This window comes from Alteromonas sp. M12 (assembly GCF_037478005.1).
Lineage (GTDB): Bacteria > Pseudomonadota > Gammaproteobacteria > Enterobacterales > Alteromonadaceae > Aliiglaciecola > Aliiglaciecola lipolytica_A.
The window spans coordinates 2,624,533-2,641,574 of record NZ_CP144164.1; the positions used below are offsets into that span (position 1 = coordinate 2,624,533).

The 17,042-nt window shown below is 39.4% G+C and carries 13 protein-coding genes; 6 read left to right on the top strand and 7 right to left on the bottom strand.

The features are described from left to right. Positions 1-127 precede the first annotated feature (127 nt). Genes VUI23_RS11220 through VUI23_RS11230 form a run of 3 tightly spaced genes read left to right on the top strand, consistent with a single transcriptional unit; the run spans position 128 to position 4,626 of the window. Positions 128-1,594 carry a sulfatase gene (locus tag VUI23_RS11220; protein ID WP_342804419.1) on the top strand — a complete coding sequence of 489 codons (1,467 nt, stop codon included), beginning with the start codon at positions 128-130 and terminating at the stop codon, positions 1,592-1,594. A gap of 38 nt (positions 1,595-1,632) precedes the next feature. Beyond that, positions 1,633-3,108, top strand: a complete 1,476-nt coding sequence (locus tag VUI23_RS11225; RefSeq protein ID WP_342804420.1) for a sulfatase — start codon at positions 1,633-1,635, stop codon at positions 3,106-3,108. A gap of 24 nt (positions 3,109-3,132) precedes the next feature. After that, on the top strand, positions 3,133-4,626 hold the full coding sequence (locus VUI23_RS11230; protein WP_342804421.1) for a sulfatase: 1,494 nt from the start codon (positions 3,133-3,135) through the stop codon (positions 4,624-4,626). Positions 4,627-4,857: 231 nt separating this feature from the next. Here the strand turns inward: VUI23_RS11230 and VUI23_RS11235 are convergent, their stop codons facing one another. Then, positions 4,858-8,325 carry a glycosyl hydrolase gene (locus tag VUI23_RS11235; protein ID WP_342804422.1) on the bottom strand — a complete coding sequence of 1,156 codons (3,468 nt, stop codon included), beginning with the start codon at positions 8,323-8,325 and terminating at the stop codon, positions 4,858-4,860. A 368-nt stretch (positions 8,326-8,693) separates the two neighbouring features. Here VUI23_RS11235 and VUI23_RS11240 point away from each other — a divergent pair, with 368 nt between their 5' ends. Both VUI23_RS11240 and VUI23_RS11245 read left to right on the top strand, forming a co-directional pair. After that, a complete protein-coding gene (locus VUI23_RS11240; RefSeq protein ID WP_342804423.1) occupies positions 8,694-9,239 on the top strand; it encodes a sigma-70 family RNA polymerase sigma factor in 546 nt (181 codons plus the stop codon). Beyond that, complete coding sequence (locus VUI23_RS11245; protein ID WP_342804424.1) at positions 9,236-10,882, top strand: LamG-like jellyroll fold domain-containing protein; 1,647 nt, start codon at positions 9,236-9,238, stop codon at positions 10,880-10,882. The genes VUI23_RS11240 and VUI23_RS11245 overlap by 4 nt, the downstream gene beginning before the upstream one ends. A 369-nt stretch (positions 10,883-11,251) precedes the next feature. Here VUI23_RS11245 and VUI23_RS11250 read toward each other — a convergent pair whose 3' ends face one another. The 6 genes from VUI23_RS11250 to VUI23_RS11275 form a co-directional block, all read right to left on the bottom strand. Then, the gene (locus VUI23_RS11250; RefSeq protein ID WP_342804425.1) at positions 11,252-12,970 is read right to left on the bottom strand and encodes a GMC family oxidoreductase; all 1,719 of its coding nucleotides are present in this window, start codon (positions 12,968-12,970) and stop codon (positions 11,252-11,254) included. Next, positions 12,967-13,527 (bottom strand): gluconate 2-dehydrogenase subunit 3 family protein, encoded by a 561-nt coding sequence (locus VUI23_RS11255; protein WP_342804426.1) that lies wholly within the window; start codon positions 13,525-13,527, stop codon positions 12,967-12,969. Before VUI23_RS11255 ends, VUI23_RS11250 begins: the two co-directional genes overlap by 4 nt. A gap of 355 nt (positions 13,528-13,882) precedes the next feature. Next, positions 13,883-14,374, bottom strand: a complete 492-nt coding sequence (locus tag VUI23_RS11260) for a hypothetical protein (protein ID WP_342804427.1) — start codon at positions 14,372-14,374, stop codon at positions 13,883-13,885. Positions 14,375-14,491: 117 nt separating this feature from the next. Beyond that, positions 14,492-14,836 carry a 50S ribosome-binding protein YggL gene (locus VUI23_RS11265; protein WP_342804428.1) on the bottom strand — a complete coding sequence of 115 codons (345 nt, stop codon included), beginning with the start codon at positions 14,834-14,836 and terminating at the stop codon, positions 14,492-14,494. A 166-nt stretch (positions 14,837-15,002) separates the two neighbouring features. Further along, positions 15,003-15,476: an HAD family hydrolase gene (locus VUI23_RS11270; protein ID WP_342804429.1), complete on the bottom strand. Its 474-nt coding sequence runs from the start codon at positions 15,474-15,476 to the stop codon at positions 15,003-15,005. A 216-nt stretch (positions 15,477-15,692) separates the two neighbouring features. Continuing rightward, complete coding sequence (locus tag VUI23_RS11275; protein WP_216046713.1) at positions 15,693-16,310, bottom strand: hypothetical protein; 618 nt, start codon at positions 16,308-16,310, stop codon at positions 15,693-15,695. 309 nt (positions 16,311-16,619) lie between these two features. Between VUI23_RS11275 and VUI23_RS11280 the strand changes: the two genes are divergently transcribed. Beyond that, entirely contained in the window at positions 16,620-16,787 is a 168-nt protein-coding gene (locus VUI23_RS11280; RefSeq protein ID WP_342804430.1) for a hypothetical protein, read from the top strand. Positions 16,788-17,042 lie beyond the last annotated feature (255 nt).

The window sequence follows — 17,042 nt, forward strand, 5'->3', positions numbered from 1 at the left end:
ACCTTCTATCAAAGAAGCTCGGCAAAACCTTAGCGGTTTTGTCGAGCGTTAATAAATGTGTCGTATCACTGGTTATAAAGTCCGACTGTCACACATCAAAAGTCAAATCTCATGGCGTTTAATAAATATGAAAAAAACAATAGTTTGTGCTTCAGTGGTATTTTTAACAAGCTTGATTGTTGCTTGTACCACATCACATGATACTCGCAACTTACCAATTTCTCAGTCTAACTCTTCCGTAGAGAATCAACAAAATATTGTGCTGATCGTTGTAGATGACTTACGTCCAGTATTAGGTGCTTACGGAGATGAAAATGCCGTCACTCCGAATATCGATGCGTTAGCATTAAGCGGTGTCACTTTTAATCATGCTTATGCGAATGTTCCTGTATGTGGAGCTTCAAGAGCCAGTTTTCTTACCGGTCTCAGACCAACAAAAGATAGGTTTATTGATTACAAAACGCTGGCTGAAGAAGACGCACCTGGCGCTAAGTCTTTGCCACAAACATTGCGCGAATTTGGTTACAGTACAATGGCAATTGGAAAAATATTTCACAATTCTGGAGACCTAGCAGAGGTCAGTTGGAGTGAAGGGGTACACACTTCAGGGATGCCTCATACTACTTCACTAAGTCTCAATGATTTCAACCACGCACATGAAAATCAATATACCTCTGCTAAGACCAGCGGAATTCCTTGGTACGAAATTGCAGATGTAGATGATGAAGCCTATCCCGACGGAAAAGTTAAACAAAAAGCATTACAAGCTTTGACGTCACTAGCCGCTAAACAACAGCCATTCTTTTTAAGTGTAGGTTTCATACGTCCACACTTGCCATTTTATGCGCCAAAACAATATTACGAACTTCATCCTCCGGAGAAGTTTACGCCGTTTTTTCACAGAACTAAGCCCAGTAATTCACCCGCTTTATTACGAGGTTCAGGGGAAATTAAGACCTATAGTTTTGGAGATTATTCATACAACAGCGACGAATTTCATACCGCCTCTCAACGCGGTTATTACGCGTCCGTAAGTTATATTGATGCGCTTGTGGGAGATGTTGTTGATCAGCTGGAAGCGTTAGGTATGCGCGAAAAAACCACCATAATTTTAGTCAGCGATCACGGTTTTCACTTAGGCGAGCACAATTTCTGGACTAAACATACGTTACTAAAAACAGCATTGCGAGTTCCGCTTATTATTTCCGGCCCGGCGGTGGCGAAGAATGAAAAGACAAATGCGCTGATAGAATTAATCGATATTTTCCCAACAGTGATGGATTTGGCAAAAATTCCACAACCAAACAATATTGATGGGGAGAGTTTTTTAGATGTCATAAAGAATCCAACTTTAGCGCACAAACAACAGATTTATAGTCGTTTTAAAGAGGGCGATTCTGTCATCACTGAGGAGTTAATTTTTACCTCGTACTTATCTGGCAATTCTAAAAACGAAGAAATGTTATTTGATCTAAGCACAGACCCACATGAAACCGTTAATAAAGTAGCGCTTCCAGAGTACCAGAATCAACGGGCTAAATTGAAAGTGATGCTGCGAGATTGCACAGAATCGCGCCAATGCATTACTAATTAAACGTTATGAAAGCATAGATTATTTTAAGGAAGCGTCACATGAAACTGCGATACTTGTTGTGTGTTTTTGCGTTATTGCTGGCTTATTTATTAGCGGCCTGCGCTCAACGCGAAGTACCTGCTTCTGCAACATACAAAACTCCTACAAAAGAGAGTCGTCCAAATATTATTTTTTATCTCGCCGATGATCAGGATTTCACGGATTATGGCGTTTATGGAAACGAAAAGGTTCAAACTTCAGCAATCGATCAACTTGCAAAAGAAGGCATGCTATTTACCCATGCATTTACAGGACAAGCGATTTGCGCCCCTAGTAGATCCCAGCTATTTACTGGAAAATACCCCCTGAAAAATGGTGCATTTGCAAATCATACTCCGACTAAACCAGATATTAAGTCGGTTACAAAAAAGATGCGAGAGCTTGGCTATGAAGTCGTATTAGCGGGAAAAAGCCACGTTAAACCATCGAATGTTTTTGATTGGGATCAAGAATGGCAACCAGTACCAAAATCAGGTGTACCTCGTGATTACATTCCGCTTGAAGATATAGAGAATTACCTTTCAACGGCTACCAAGCCGTTTGTAATGTTTATTGCATCAAAGTATCCCCACGGTGAGTATTTTGATGTTGCTAATCCAAATGCTGAAACACTAGAATTTTATCCATACAATGAACATCTAAAAAACAATCCTAACTACATCAAAAAAAGAGCCGGATATTATCGAAGCATTCAAGAGGACAACGTTCAACTTGAACATGTACTTGATATGGTAGAAAGCTATCTAGGTAATAATACGTTGTTTATTTACAGTGCTGACCACGGCGTTTCCGGTAAATTCAGCGTCAAAGATATTGGCTTAAAAGTGCCATTTGTAGCGCGATGGCCGGGAGTGATCAAACCTAATTCTCATACTTCGCAGTTGGTTCACTTTACTGATGTGTTACCCACGTTTATTGACATTGCCGGTGGAAAACCAGATCAAAGTATGGATGGAAAAAGCTTATTGCCTTTATTACTTGGGGTAGATAAACCTATTCATCAATATGTATTCGGCGTAAGTACAAATCAAAACATTATTAACGCCCATGTTTTTCCTTCGCGGATGATTCAAGATAAACGCTACAAATACATTCGAAACTTTAATGCACAGGAAGTTCTGGATGAAAATCTGACGGAAAACGAAAATATAAATGTGTTTTTGCGCTTAGGGGCGCAGAAGCACAGTGGTGTAGCATTCGAAGAGTTATACGACCTCGAAACCGACCCATTCGAAAAGGTTAATCTTATCAATGTGGCGCACCTGCAAGGAGTGAAACAACGTTTGCAGACAGAATTGTTTTCCTGGATGGAAACACAAGATGACTTTCTTGATGAGAGGATGGGAAATGTGCCTTTACTCAAAGTACCTACATTTAAGTTAGATCAAAACAAAGCGCCAAGAAGAACCCACGTCGAACAAAAACATCAAAACATTCTAAAGCAAGAAGACTACCTGATTATAGAGCATTGGTAGAATTTGAACTTATAAGGATTTGCAATGAAATCGTATTTATCATTAATAGCAATAAGCTTCATGCTTGCTTCCTGTAGCCGTGTGTCGACCCAATCAACATCCGAATTAAACGCAAACTCACTTCTGGGATTGAAGCCAACAAGACCAAATGTTGTGATGATTGTGGTGGATGATTTGGGATGGTCTGATGTGGGTTACAATCAATCATCGGACTTATTCGAAACCCCAAATATTGATGCGCTCGCAAAACAAAGCTTAAGTTTTGATAATGCCTATGCAGGAGCAGCTAATTGCGCACCGAGTAGGGCTGTTTTGATGTCTGGTCAGTATGGTCCGCGCCACGGTGTCTACACCGTATCACCTTCGGATCGTGGCGATGTTAAAACTCGTAAGCTAATTCCAATTAAAAATAAACGAGGCTTAAACACTGACGTCATAACATTGGGTGAAACCGTACAAAGTGCTGGATATACAACAGGTACTTTTGGAAAATGGCACTTAGGAGCCGACCCTGATAAACAAGGATTTGACGTAAATGTAGCGGGTAGTCATCAGGGTATGACTTTTCATTATTTTAGCCCTTATAATTTGCCTAATATAGAAGACGGTCCTGAAGGAGAGTATTTAACTGAGCGTTTGACCACAGAGGCGATTAGTTGGATGAAATCCCAAGACGAAACACCGTTTTTTGCCTACATTCCCTACTATTCTGTTCACACCCCCTATCAAGCTGTCGTTGACAAGGTTGATAAGTACTATAAAAAAGGGATTAAGAGTGAGCAGCAAGCAACATATGCAGCCATGGTAGAGATTATGGACGAAAACGTTGGCCGTATAATAAATATGCTAGAAGCAGAAAATTTAGATAACAACACGTTAGTCATATTGACTTCAGACAATGGTGGCTACCGGATGTCTTCGTTTCCTTCTCCACTAAGAGCCGGAAAAGGATCTTATTACGAAGGCGGTTTGCGCGTTCCTTTGTTGTTTCGTTGGTCTGGTAAAATAAAGCCTGGTATTAACCATACCCCAGTCATCAATGCTGATTTCTATCCAACCATACAAAAACTTGTTGAAGCCGATAGCCCTGCACAAATATTAGATGGTGCCGATTTGAGCCCCTTGTTGCTTGGTCAAAGTCAGCAAGTTACGCGAGATTTGTTTTGGCACTTCCCTATCTACTTACAGGCGCATCATGCCCCCACAGACCAAGGTCAAGATCCCCTTTTTCGAACTCGCCCTGGAAGTGCTATACGCAGTGGAGATTGGAAACTAATCCAATATTTCGAAAATAATGACTTTGAGCTATACAATCTACAAGATGATATTGCTGAGACAACTAATTTAAAAGACGTCTATCCTGAGAAGCTTAACGAGTTGAAAGCTAAGCTTTTAAGTTGGCAACAAAGCGTAAAAGCCGATATACCGACGCAGTTGAACCCCGAATATAATGCCACATACAATCTCAAGAAGATTTCTAACGCTCTGAAACAGGAAAGCGACGGGAAATCAGACTAGATTTCGAACGAGTTCTACATTTTGCATACTTATTGAAATAATAATTCCGCAGATTATGCGGTAGGCCTATACAAGCTCAAACTTGAATAATGTGTTGCGCACTCTTACTAGTGTTCATGTTTGCACTGATAAGGTTTTATGATATTGCCCAGACAACGGTCGTAATGTTTTTGGCGCAAAGAGAGAAATTCTCTTTGCGCCATTTCAAAATTCAGCTTGTATAACAGTTTACTAAAGACGCAATTCAATAGACTTTTTTGCCTTCAAAGTCACGGGCCCCAATAATCCAGAATCAACTAGAGGATCTCCTTCTTTTACGAACTTATAAGTGGTAAAAGTACGTCGATGACCTTTTTTACCTGCATTAGGTAGAGGCTCATTGTTCGTATACCAATCAGGCATAACAGGGACGTGTACACCATTAGCTTGCCAGTACTGCGAGCTATCAGGGAGGCTTTCGTCCGTTATTAAACGATTGCTCCATGAATTTGCGACCTTAACCGTCAGTGTATTTTCACCTTGCTGTAGATATGCCTTTACATCTAAAGTAAATGGCGAAAGCCAAGCGGTGCCGACTTCATTACCATTAATAAACACCTGCGCACTATCACTAACCTTACCTAAATCCAAATCTATATACTCATGTTCGTTGAGTAATTCCGCATTAACGACAAACGTTTTGGTGTACGTGGCAATCCCAGAATAAGCGCGTATTTCAGGATTAGTGGACTCCTTCCAATTAATTAACGTATCAAACGTAAAGTTCTGGTCTAAGCCATACTCTTTTTCAAATGAGACGCTCCAACTACCTTCCAATATTTGTTCACTGGCAACGCCATCAAAAGTAACGTTTTTGACTCCTTCTCGTTCTAATATAACATCTTGATTCTTTGTTGCTACAAGTTGAATGTCATAATGTTCGCTATATAGGCTCTCTAAATCGTATTGACGAATAACCTCTGGGCTTAACCTAGCTTTGTCAGATGCATTCTTATGAAAAACAACAAATGCTGATTCATTTGGGGCTAAACGGAATGCTAGGTTGGTGGTTCCATCTTGGATGTCGAAAGCGGCAATTCTTTTAATTTTGCCAGTATTGGCGTCCCACAACTCAGGTATTTTACCACTGACCTCAAAGCTAGCATCGAACAGTTTACGTTTATCGCTATCATTGTAGACAAAGTAAATATCAAGATCCTTGCTCTTTCTGTGGGTGTAAAATAGCTCTTCAATATCTTTAATTCTTAAGTCGTAATTAAAACCATGTTTGTTGTATAAATTATCCCAGTTTTCAGGGGTATTAACTTCAACATGTGTGGTAGGTTGAGACCAAATAAAATCCACCATCTTTGCAAATTCGGTTTGTTGCTCGGGACTAATATCGCGGCCAACCAAATGTTTTATTGGCTCTCCAATTATCACTCCACCTTGTTTGGCAAACTGATAAATCTTTTGCACTGAACCAAATGATAATGTGTCATGGTTACTCAACATCAATATTTTGTATTTTACACCGTGGTTTAATTGAAAACGCTTATCTTGGTAATACAACTCGTTTAGCTTTTCGGTGTTTAAACAATCGTAGTTGATATAAGTGGGTATATGTTTACTTTCTTTTTGACGTCTATCTGGGCAACCTGTCGGTGTCGCTTCACCTAGATACCATAAAAGGTCGATAACAGGTTGTCCTTGACGTAACATGTACTGACCGCGTGAGAGGTAGTTAAACCAGGCTTTCCCAGCCGTATTAAACCAAGGCTGAGTAGCATCAATATGCGCGCCCCATCGATCCATGGTCATACCGGGCACAACGTGCGTATTTGCTTGATGGACAAATCTATGGAATACAAACTCGTTAACACCTAAAGCCCATGTTTTGTCGCCATCAAATTTCGCATAAGCAGGATTAAACTTCCAGTTGTGATCTACTGTGGCGGTAAAAGCTTCTGCTGATATGATATTACGATCGTATGTGTGGCCTACAGATATAGCAGATGCCAACATATAAATATTTCTTTTTAGCCAGAATTCCCCCATAGGTATATCAACTTTACTACCTGCATCTAACTCATTAAATGGGCCATGACCATAAGGTTCTGTATAGGTTTTTAATCCATCTTGATGCGCTAACTCAGTAAAGTACTCGTAATAGTTTTCAGTAATCAACTTATTGCTGAAATCACGTATGTCCCAAGTTACATCCTCAGTAGTTTCTATAGAATCAACGAATTTACCGGCAAACAAGGGTAAGAACGGTACTAAGGAGTAGCCTTTATTTTGTTTAAATTGCTGATCGTAACCTTGCGTCCAATTTTGTCCGCCCACTTCGTAACTATCAATCTCTAAATATTGCATTACACCTGGCGCAACTTCTTTTACTTTATTGATAACATTAGTAACGTAAGCACTGTAATGGTGTTTAAACGCTGCTCGGCTGAACTTATCGACTTCAAGACCTCGACCTTCATCGGTAGGAGGTATGTTAGTAGTTCCTTTTGCAGTGTAACCAAACCGCATAATAGTCCAGTCACCTTCTGGTAAAGTTGCGGTTAGTCGACCATCGTCCGCTAGTTTATTTGTCAGGTCGATAATTTTACTTGAATCAATAATGTGTGCTTTATCTGGATTACCAACTGGAGGAAGGTGGTGATACTCAGTATGTGTTGCTGAAGTTCGACCTAGATAATTACCCATTCTAGGTGTTGAAGCGAGTCTTGCTTCAAATATGTTTAAGGTTTTATCTGCAACAATTCTAAAGTATTTAGCGGTTATACCTTCGAAAGCGGAATCAAGTGCCCAACGCACACGCCCTGGGCGATTAATTCGCATATCGGTATGTTTCTTAAAGTTTGTTCCGTCATGTGAATATTGAAGTTCATAGTTTATGTGTTTACCCCAGTTTATATCGACACTGGCAAAGCGGATGGTAACGGGCTTTTCATAAGTAAATTGTAACCATACGGGTTCCCCGTTTTTTGACTCAATTGACGAGACATTATCAACTTCAATATTATCTACAACTGTGACATCAAAATTAGGGTCTGATGCTGTTATCACAGGTTTAAGTTCAGCATCAATTTTGTCAGTAGGTAATGATGGATATGCCAATACAGCGATATCATGATAGTAATCTAGCATCGTCATAGGTTGGTCTAGTTTGACGCTCACTTTTCCCTTGTTACTAGCATTACTGGTAACTATGGTTTCATTCCAAGTTACCTGCTTCATACTGTGTTCTGGCTTATTCCATGGGCCACCACTTGAAGACCAGCCATCGGCGTTGTGAATACCAAATGTTAAACCAAGACGCTTAGCTTCAGATGCCATGTGTCCGATCAATTCTATGTGCTTTTCCGAGTTAAAAAGTACCTTACCTTTAGAAATGTTTCGCCCAAGATTGAAATACAGTACTCCCCCGATACCAGCTTCAGCCATACTCTCAAAATCTTTGGTAATCCCTACAGCTGACATGTTGCTATTCATCACGTGATACCAAGTATATGGTTTGGTCTCACTAGGTGGTGACTGAAAGTTTTTAACTAAAGCATCATATTTTGGCTTGCTTAATTCATAAGCTTCCGTTTGATTGTCGGTGTCTATTTGCTTTTTATCAATTGCGCTATGTCGATTCTCACAGCCTGTTAAAATGCCAATACTTAAAGCAGTTGTTAATATTAGTATTTGATGTCTAAACTTCATGAAAGCCTCATTTTATTATCGTTTTTGTATTCCAAGCGATATAAAGAAAGGCCTGTCGTTTGGCAATTGATACCCTATTTGAAAGATATTTCTTAAAAAACCTTCGATAGAGCACAAACAAGAGATAGTCGAACAATTTAAAACGTAATTAATTGACGGTCATGTTACGAAAAAATCATCGCGCAAATGACAAAAACACGTCAACACTGGTCATAATGAATCTTTAGTGTTAACGTATTGTGAACCATACAACTAACAATTTTGCGGTTTGTTTTCATTAATAATTGATGCATTGCATTTCTACTAGAATGATTATTGGCATGGATCAATTTTAAAAGTGATTAGTCTGGGACATACTCGTTTTAACTATGCATTTACCCAAAAAAAGTTCCTCTCATTTACACAATACGTCTTCTAGTTTTTTAGAACTTTTCGAAGCTGAGCGTAAACGAATATATGCTTACATCTATGCTTTGGTTTTGAATAAAGCAGCAGCAGACGATATTTTCCAAGAAACGAGTACCATACTTTGGCAAGAGTTTGATAAGTTCGAGATAGGTAGCAGTTTTTCAAAATGGGCGAATGCAATAGTATTTAACTGTGTAAGAACTTATAGACGTCAAAACAAAAAGTTCGTAGTAGGGATAAGTGATGAGCTCTTCGATCAACTTATTGAAAATGTTGAAAGCAATACACTCGAAGAGAGTAAGTGGCATATGTTGCAAAAATGTATCTCACAGCTAACAGGCTCAGCGCACCAAATATTTTACGGCTTTTACGTAGAAAATATGAGTGCGCAAGCGATAGCAGATAAAACGGGGCGTTCAATCTATGGTATTCGCAAAACCATACATCTGCTGCGTAAAAAATTATTTGATTGCGTTGATCAAAATAAGAAAGGGGCTTCTAGTTGAACAGAACAGAGAAGTACTCAGAAATAGTTGATATTGCAGAATCGATTATTAGTGGTTCGGCCACCTCGAAGCAGCAGAACAAACTTGAAAATCTTCTTTCTAATGATCCAAAGGCTCAACATTTTTATATTGAATACCTTGAGTTTTATATGCAACTGAAATCAGATGCAGTGCCTAATTTCGAAGTGGTTCATCGAAAAACGCTTATCGACGAAGTTTTTGCAAGACCTTTAGCAAGCGCAAAAGAGCAGCAACCACACTTACTCGACGCGACCTCTCAAATAGACAAAGACAATCGACGCGCTCAAAAGTCTTATTTTTATTTTGTCTATGGACTAGTTTTACTCATTCTCTTAATTTGTATAAGTACGTTATTTTTCTGGAACCAAGGGACCACATCAATTGGAATCGTGAAAACCGGTGAACTACTGATTGATGGTAGCGGAAGCGTATCTGGAGCGCATGTTCATCCCGGAACGTATAAGACGATAATTCCTACGACGATTGAATTAACCACAGAAGATGAGATAGTCATTGGTCCGCAATCGTCTTTAAAACTGTATAACGCAAATGAAGTAAGTTTCCGAACTGGACACTTAGTAGTAAAGCCCAATTCTAATACTAATCTGACCATAAATACTCAAACGTTCGATCTGCAATCCCACGGCGGTGCACTGTCACTGGAAACATCACGACATAATGCCATTTTAACTGCCGACGAAAAGGTCTTACTAAGCCCCAGAAAGTGGCGTCCTAAACACTATTGGTCCTTCGATGGTGAAAGTGATAGAGCGCTTGATTTAGCCGGAACTGCTGTAGGTTTAATTGATAAAGGTGTTCAAAGGGTGTCAGGAATAATAGGCAGAGGTGCAGCGTCATTTGATAACGGTGCAGATGCTCGTGTCAATGTAGGTAGTGGCGGGGGAACAGCACCAGCAACAGGTTCATTTTCTGTGACTGACGGTGTCAGTATAGAAGCTTTAATCATACCTCAATACACTGGAGAGGGCCCTGGAAGTGGACAATATGGTGAAATTGATGAAATATTTAGGAAAGATCAAAGTGATAAAGATCACCGTATGTTGCTCAGCTTTCAGCATGACAGAGATAAAGCTGTCGTTCGTCCCGCGGGAGAGTTTGGTGCATCTCTTAGTTTTGGGCTATATATTTTGGGTCAAGGATATCACGAGTTAAAACTTCCATTAGATGGGAAAGGTGGCCGTCCTACACTTCAAGAACTTAAAAATGGTGATTTCTATCATGTTGTCGCCACGTACGACGTAGACTCGGGTCAAAAGGCAATTTATATCAACGGAGAAAAGCTAGCCTTTTTTCAGTACCCTGCTGGTTCAAAAGTACTAAGTGGAGGGTCGGGATTAGCAAACATAGGCAATTCACCTAATGCGATTGGCCATGCTGGGGAAGCGTATTCCGGGATTATTGATGAAGTCGCTTTTTATGACTTTGCCCTTTCGCCCTTTATTATCCTTTCTCATTACAATAACGCGCGCAAAGGACTTAACTACTATGGAATGAAACCGTCGATAGATGCCCTACCATCGACAATTCACATAGCGGTTCCGCATCAACACGCTATTTCAATAGATCTTGCAACAGGGCAACCGTTAGAGATTCTTCGCTGATTTAAGATACGAATTTACTCAATCTGTAGCGTTCAAAAATGACATTATTCCACTTAGCCTAATTTTATGATTCATGGCAAGTTTGGAACGACATTTAAGAAAAGACAGACAAACTAAAAATGAGATATTTCACCTAAGTTTAATGATTGGTCAAACATCAACCTTGCGTTTGAAACGCATTTTTGTAGTTCACAGCAAATTAATGTCTAATAACAATAGTGGTCTATCCAACAGTTTTTCGCCATCAAATATAAACTCCTAACAAACTATATTTTCTTTAACGTTGCATGATTGAGCAGGTGCTGATTTGCAATGCCACAGCATATCGCGATACGTTGAATCATGTCGGAAGCAAGTAGATTAAATATCTTAGATTATATTTTCACTCAATAATTTAGCAGCATAATCTGCTGCGCGAGCGGTTATAGCCATATAAGTTAAAGATGGATTTTGGGTGGCACTGGAAGACATACAAGCGCCGTCAGTAACAAAAAGATTTGGCACATCATGTGACTGCCCCCACCCGTTTAATACTGAGTTTTTAGGATCACTTCCCATACATGCGCCCCCCATTTCATGTACTTGTTTTCCTAAAGGGATATGTTTATCAACTGGCGACGCATTAACCGTAATGTTGGAGCATCCACCCGCTTCTAAAATATCTTGGATGTCCTTAGCTGCCTGCCGGATCATCTTTCTTTCATTTTCTTTTATTTCCGCATCAATATGCAGAATGGGCATACCCCATTGATCTTTTTGAGTAGGATGTAATGTGGCTACGTTGTCATAATAAGGTAGAATTTCACCATACATAAATGCTCTGAAACGCCATGGACCTGCTTGCCCTACCCTTTGCTTCGCAATAATGCCTATACCTCTTTCTTTAGCAGTTGGCTTAGATAACATTCTATGTTGAGCAGTAGTTTGAAAACCAAATCCTCTTACAAAATCAGCATCATTCTGTTTGTCATGCCGGTAGTTTGGTATATAAGTGGCAATAGGCCGACGACCAAACGCATACTTGTCTTCATCTGTTACAATATCACCGCTTGCAACAACTCCTGTAAAGTGACCCATAATGTAATGACCAAGCATTCCACTCGAATTAGCAATACCGTCAGGAAAGCTTGATGACTTTGAATTTAGCAATACTTGAACCGTGCCTAATGCTGAAGCACACATGAAAATAGCTCTACCTTTGTACTGTCTTTTTTCTCTAGTATTAGTATCAATTACAGTAACGCCAGAGGCTCGTTTTTCGTTCTCGTTATAATTGACACTTTCGACAATAGCATCAGTCACAACAGTTAAATTATCCGTTTTTTCAGCTGCGGGTAAGGTGGCAGATTGAGAACTAAAATAAGCACCGAACGAACACCCTCTTCGACAGTACGAGCGAGCTTGGCACTTTCCCCTGCCTAAAGCAATTTGCTCTTCTGTTGGGGAAGTTAGATTCGCCGAACGGCCAATTATAAGGTGTCTATTTTTGTATTTTTTTGCGATATTTTCCGAAATAATCTTTTCTGCGTGGCTCATCTCCCATGGCGTCTGAAACTCCCCGTCAGGCACACTATCAAGGCCATCTTTATTGGCTGATACACCAATAAATTTTTCCACATAACTATACCAAGGCGCAAGGTCACGATATTCTATGGGCCAAGGTATGCCATGGCCGTCTTTTGCGTTGGATTGAAAGTCTTTGACGCTCCAGCGTAAAACTTGTCGCCCCCAAGTTAGAGATCGTCCACCAAGCTGGTACCCGCGTGTCCACATAAATGGTTTGTCTTTCGGATAGCTATATGGATTATCTTTATCGTCAACGAAGAAATGAAGTGCATCCGTTTTATATAGGTGTCCTTTCTTTCTAAGCGTTGCGTAGTGCCCATTCGCAGCAAGAGATTCATCTGGCATACCTCTATTTTGCAACTCCCACGGAGCTTGAAAATCTTTGTACTCGGGCCCTCTATGTTCTACATTTCTACCTCGTTCTAATACCAGTGTTTTGAAACCTCTTTCACAGAATTCCTTCGCGGCCCACCCGCCTGTAATCCCTGACCCAACGATAATGACATCGAATTCCTCATTCATAGATATTTTCTCTTGTTGATTTCAGCAAGTTCATCACGATTAAGTGCTCCTTTGTAACCACCAGGAATAAGAAAAAAGTGTGGATTAGCTTCTGGCGAAGAGTAATGAATATGGAATATAAGTTCCTTAATTCGCTTGTAGGCTGTAAAGAACTCAGTTTCTGAATTTTCGAATGCTTTATTGTCTAACTCTAACAAAAAATCACCTCGTATAGCTTTTGAAAGATTTAGATAACTTTTTTTGTAAACGGTATATGCTCGAGATTGAAATTCAGACAAGAACTGGGAAAACTGTGTTTGAGTATCAAGCGTCGCCCAGGAGACCATGAGCTCATCTAATACCTGTGCAGTATGCGAATCCGAAGCTCCTGCAGAGTCCGTTGCAGGTATCATTATATCCGCTATGTCATTAAGCAGAGTTATTTGGGTCGCGTTAAAAAATTTGGCGTCTGCCTTAAAGACTTTAAGTTTTAATGCACTCTTTAGGCCAGAGGGAATAACAGATGCTGAAACCATATAAAACATAGAGCCTAAGAATATTCGTCTATTTATTTCCACATTACCCCCGATGGATTACTCGGCACAATTGATCTACTTACGAGAAATAATACAACCAACAAAACATCAATTACAATCAAATAAAATCACATAATGTCAATTATTAGCTATTCAGAACTAATCCTCACCATCTAAAAACACAATAAAACTGTATATAAACAGTTATTTAAAAATTTATTTTCAACTTGGAATCATCAAATGAATTAACAACGTGATGGAGATAAAAATCGATAGACACCCCTTACCAATACTGTACTAGGCGTTCAATTGGTGTCGGTGGACGAATTTGGTGAAGCATCTCGAATTTTTTATTCCATTAACAGCAAGCAGAGATTTCGCGTTTTATTGTGTGCCACTACTCATAGTCCTCCAATGTATTACAAATTTCCCGAGACAAAGATCGATACCCACTATGAATTGACTCCGATAAACTATCAAAATTATTAAAATCTGGGTTACTCAATAACACAATTTCGAAAATAGCATACTCAGGCATGACTTCTTCATTTACCCATTTTGTGCTTTTTAGCTTTTTCCAATAAGCCAATTGCACGTCCTTTTTTTGTCCGAGCAGCCAAATTTCAAATTGAATTTTCTGATGATTAAAAACAAAAGCGAGTTTTAGCTTTCGGTTTTTAAGGAATTCATTTTGTAGATAAAAATAGGTGAAGTCGATGTAACCGTGAAGAACATTAGCAACCGAAAATTGGTCTTTGTATTCTGTCGCAAAACTAGTTCTAAGGCTTTGCACAATAGCCACTAAATCTTGATATGTCTTTTGGATTTCTCCGCTAGAAAATATTGCCTTATAGGCTGATATCCGACTGTTAAAACTTGCATCTGACATTACCCATTTCCTTCAGTATTTTTTCATCATATAACCCCGTGTTAAGTGGTTAAATGTCGCTAGCAACAAGATAAAGTGAAACCCAATAACGGGCTGAATGGTGTTTTAGACACCATGTTAAACGCCGTAATTTGCATCAACAATCTCCCCAACCTTTAGCCCCGAAACCAAGGAGTGATTAGTTAACCATGCTTTGAAAATTTCACGGTCTGCATTTGTAACAGAGCCGTAGCGATATTCTGAACACACAAACATAGTAAAGTCAGACCCATCGCCACCACCTCCAACACGAAGTTTTCGACTCTCGGCCAAATCAATTATCTGCTCCATAAATTCAAGCATGTTACTGTCGGCATCTAAATTGACGGAGCAATGAAACTCAAATCCATAAACGGCAAACTCACCTAAAAATAGCTTTTTTCTGAGCCGCTTACTCTTATTGTGAAGATTATTTGATGTCAAATTGCCACCTTTCTCTTGCCTGATTTTAACCGCAATGTGTTGTAAATGAACTGGGGAAGATTAGGCCTTCGTCCACACATTGATGTAGAAAATTGCACTTTTCTTTGCCGAATATTTGTTAGAAAATCCAACATATTTGACACCACCTCATGCCTTAAACTCGGTGTTAAGTGCAAAGTTCCTGTAAGCTTTTAATTTGCCGGCAGGTTAAATTAGACGGCATTGGCTGATTAGAATGATTAAGCCAAATCGCCTCTAGTCCAGCTTCTATGGCAGGAATAATATCCCTTTCTAGACTATCACCAACCATCACCATATTGGATGTTTGCTGCTTTATATTGGCTGCTATTTTCACATAGAATTCACTGCTGCCTTTTGCTACGCCTAGGTTGAAGCGACCAAAATAGCCAGCGATAAACTTTGCAAGTCCCACTTTTGCGAACGCGGCTGCAATGTCTAAAGCAGTTGATTCTGCCGCATTGGTTGCTACATAAATAGTGGAATTGGCTGCGATCGACTGTAATGTTTCATATGCCCCTGCCACAGCTTCCACCTTTGACCAGTTGCACATTTTTCCTTGCTGATCTGGAAAGTCGACCATCAATGTATCGCCCCAGTCAAAAAGATAAGTTTTGTTCAATTTTTGCACCTTATGCACAATACCCAGGTTTCAATCGGAAACAAACACATGCTTGAATTCCTAAAAGTCTTCAGGCGGATGCAGACTATAGTTAGGTAGCAACTACCTGAATAAATATCTTTTGATTGATGAAAGCCTATCTAATCTCAATGCTATTACGCCCCCACCCCCAATTATATAAACCGTTAATTTAAGGGTTAGCTAGCTATGCTTTTACTAATTTTCAATAGCACGAATATGCTTGATATAGGGTCTTAATTCCGGCTTATTTATACGCGCCTCATCTAAATGATCCGCCCATTTGGGTAAAACATCAAATATGAGAGGATTCACGCTTAACTGTACATCTATTAAACGTGTCAAAATATCAGGGGAAAAAGCTTCCATGCTCCAATACCGAGAATTTTTATAATAGTAATGACTCATTTGACGAGCAAGATTACACATATTTTTATACATGTATTTCCCCGTTTCGGGCTTTGGTTCATCATCTGGTAATAGCACAGCAAAGTTAACTAATGGAGGAGCTTTCAATGAATTCCAATCTTCGAGGTAGGATAACGTTTCATCCTTTAACTTGGTGTTCAACAGAAGTCCAGAAACAGGACTAGGAACATAAACAGAATGAACTTTAGAAGCAATTAACCTAGACAATACGTTATTATTGTAACTTCCATTAATTTTGAATTCAGCGATTGGATCCCCTCTGTTTATCCAACAGTAATTCTGTTTATTCAAAAGATCAATCACACTTCCACTATGTGTAAATCCCGAGGCGTAACCGGGAATTACTGCCACTTTCGAGCCTATTGTAATGCCATTTGGTATGTCCATATCCCCCCCTAATTTTGATGATTAATTGATCCACAGAATGATTTCACAAGAACCTCTATAAAAAGGGCCAGCCTCCTCGACCAGAACCAGAGTTAGCTTGCTAAAGACTAAATCATTTAGAGGCTAGCATGAACAAACATAGCATAATTTTTTTAGCGCTCAATTAACAATTGAAAATAGTTAATTGAAATAACTACAGAATGAGCGAGCCAATGAATATGCGCCCCAATAAACGATGGGAATAGACATTATGTGTTTGTTAACAGCGCAAAAAAGACTGACATTTCATTCGTCGACCTTAGCGAACTCATGAAAGCTTTTTTAGACAGTTATGATCCTTCTATGACTGAAAATGTTGTAGTCGCCAAAACTGCCGAATTCAAAGAGCGAGTTTTGCAGATCGAGAACGTGATTAACTTCCTTGCTGCTGCATTAGAAAAGGTAAGAAGCGGACTGGATGAAACTTTAAGTAGATAAGGTCTGTTGCAGTATCACAAAAATTAGGGTGATCACTGAGGTTTTTGCAAACAGTGGAAGGTTCGGCGTATTACTAATCAACTACAAAAATAACAATTGGAAGAAAATCCAATGACATTGCTTTTGCTGAGATAAGTGCATTTTGTCGTACTTTAAAGCGATACACTAACGAATCGGCTTGAGATTATAGAGCTAATACAAATCAAAAATCATTAGGTTAATTTCGCTTACTCGCAAAACTTCGTCAGTGGCGAT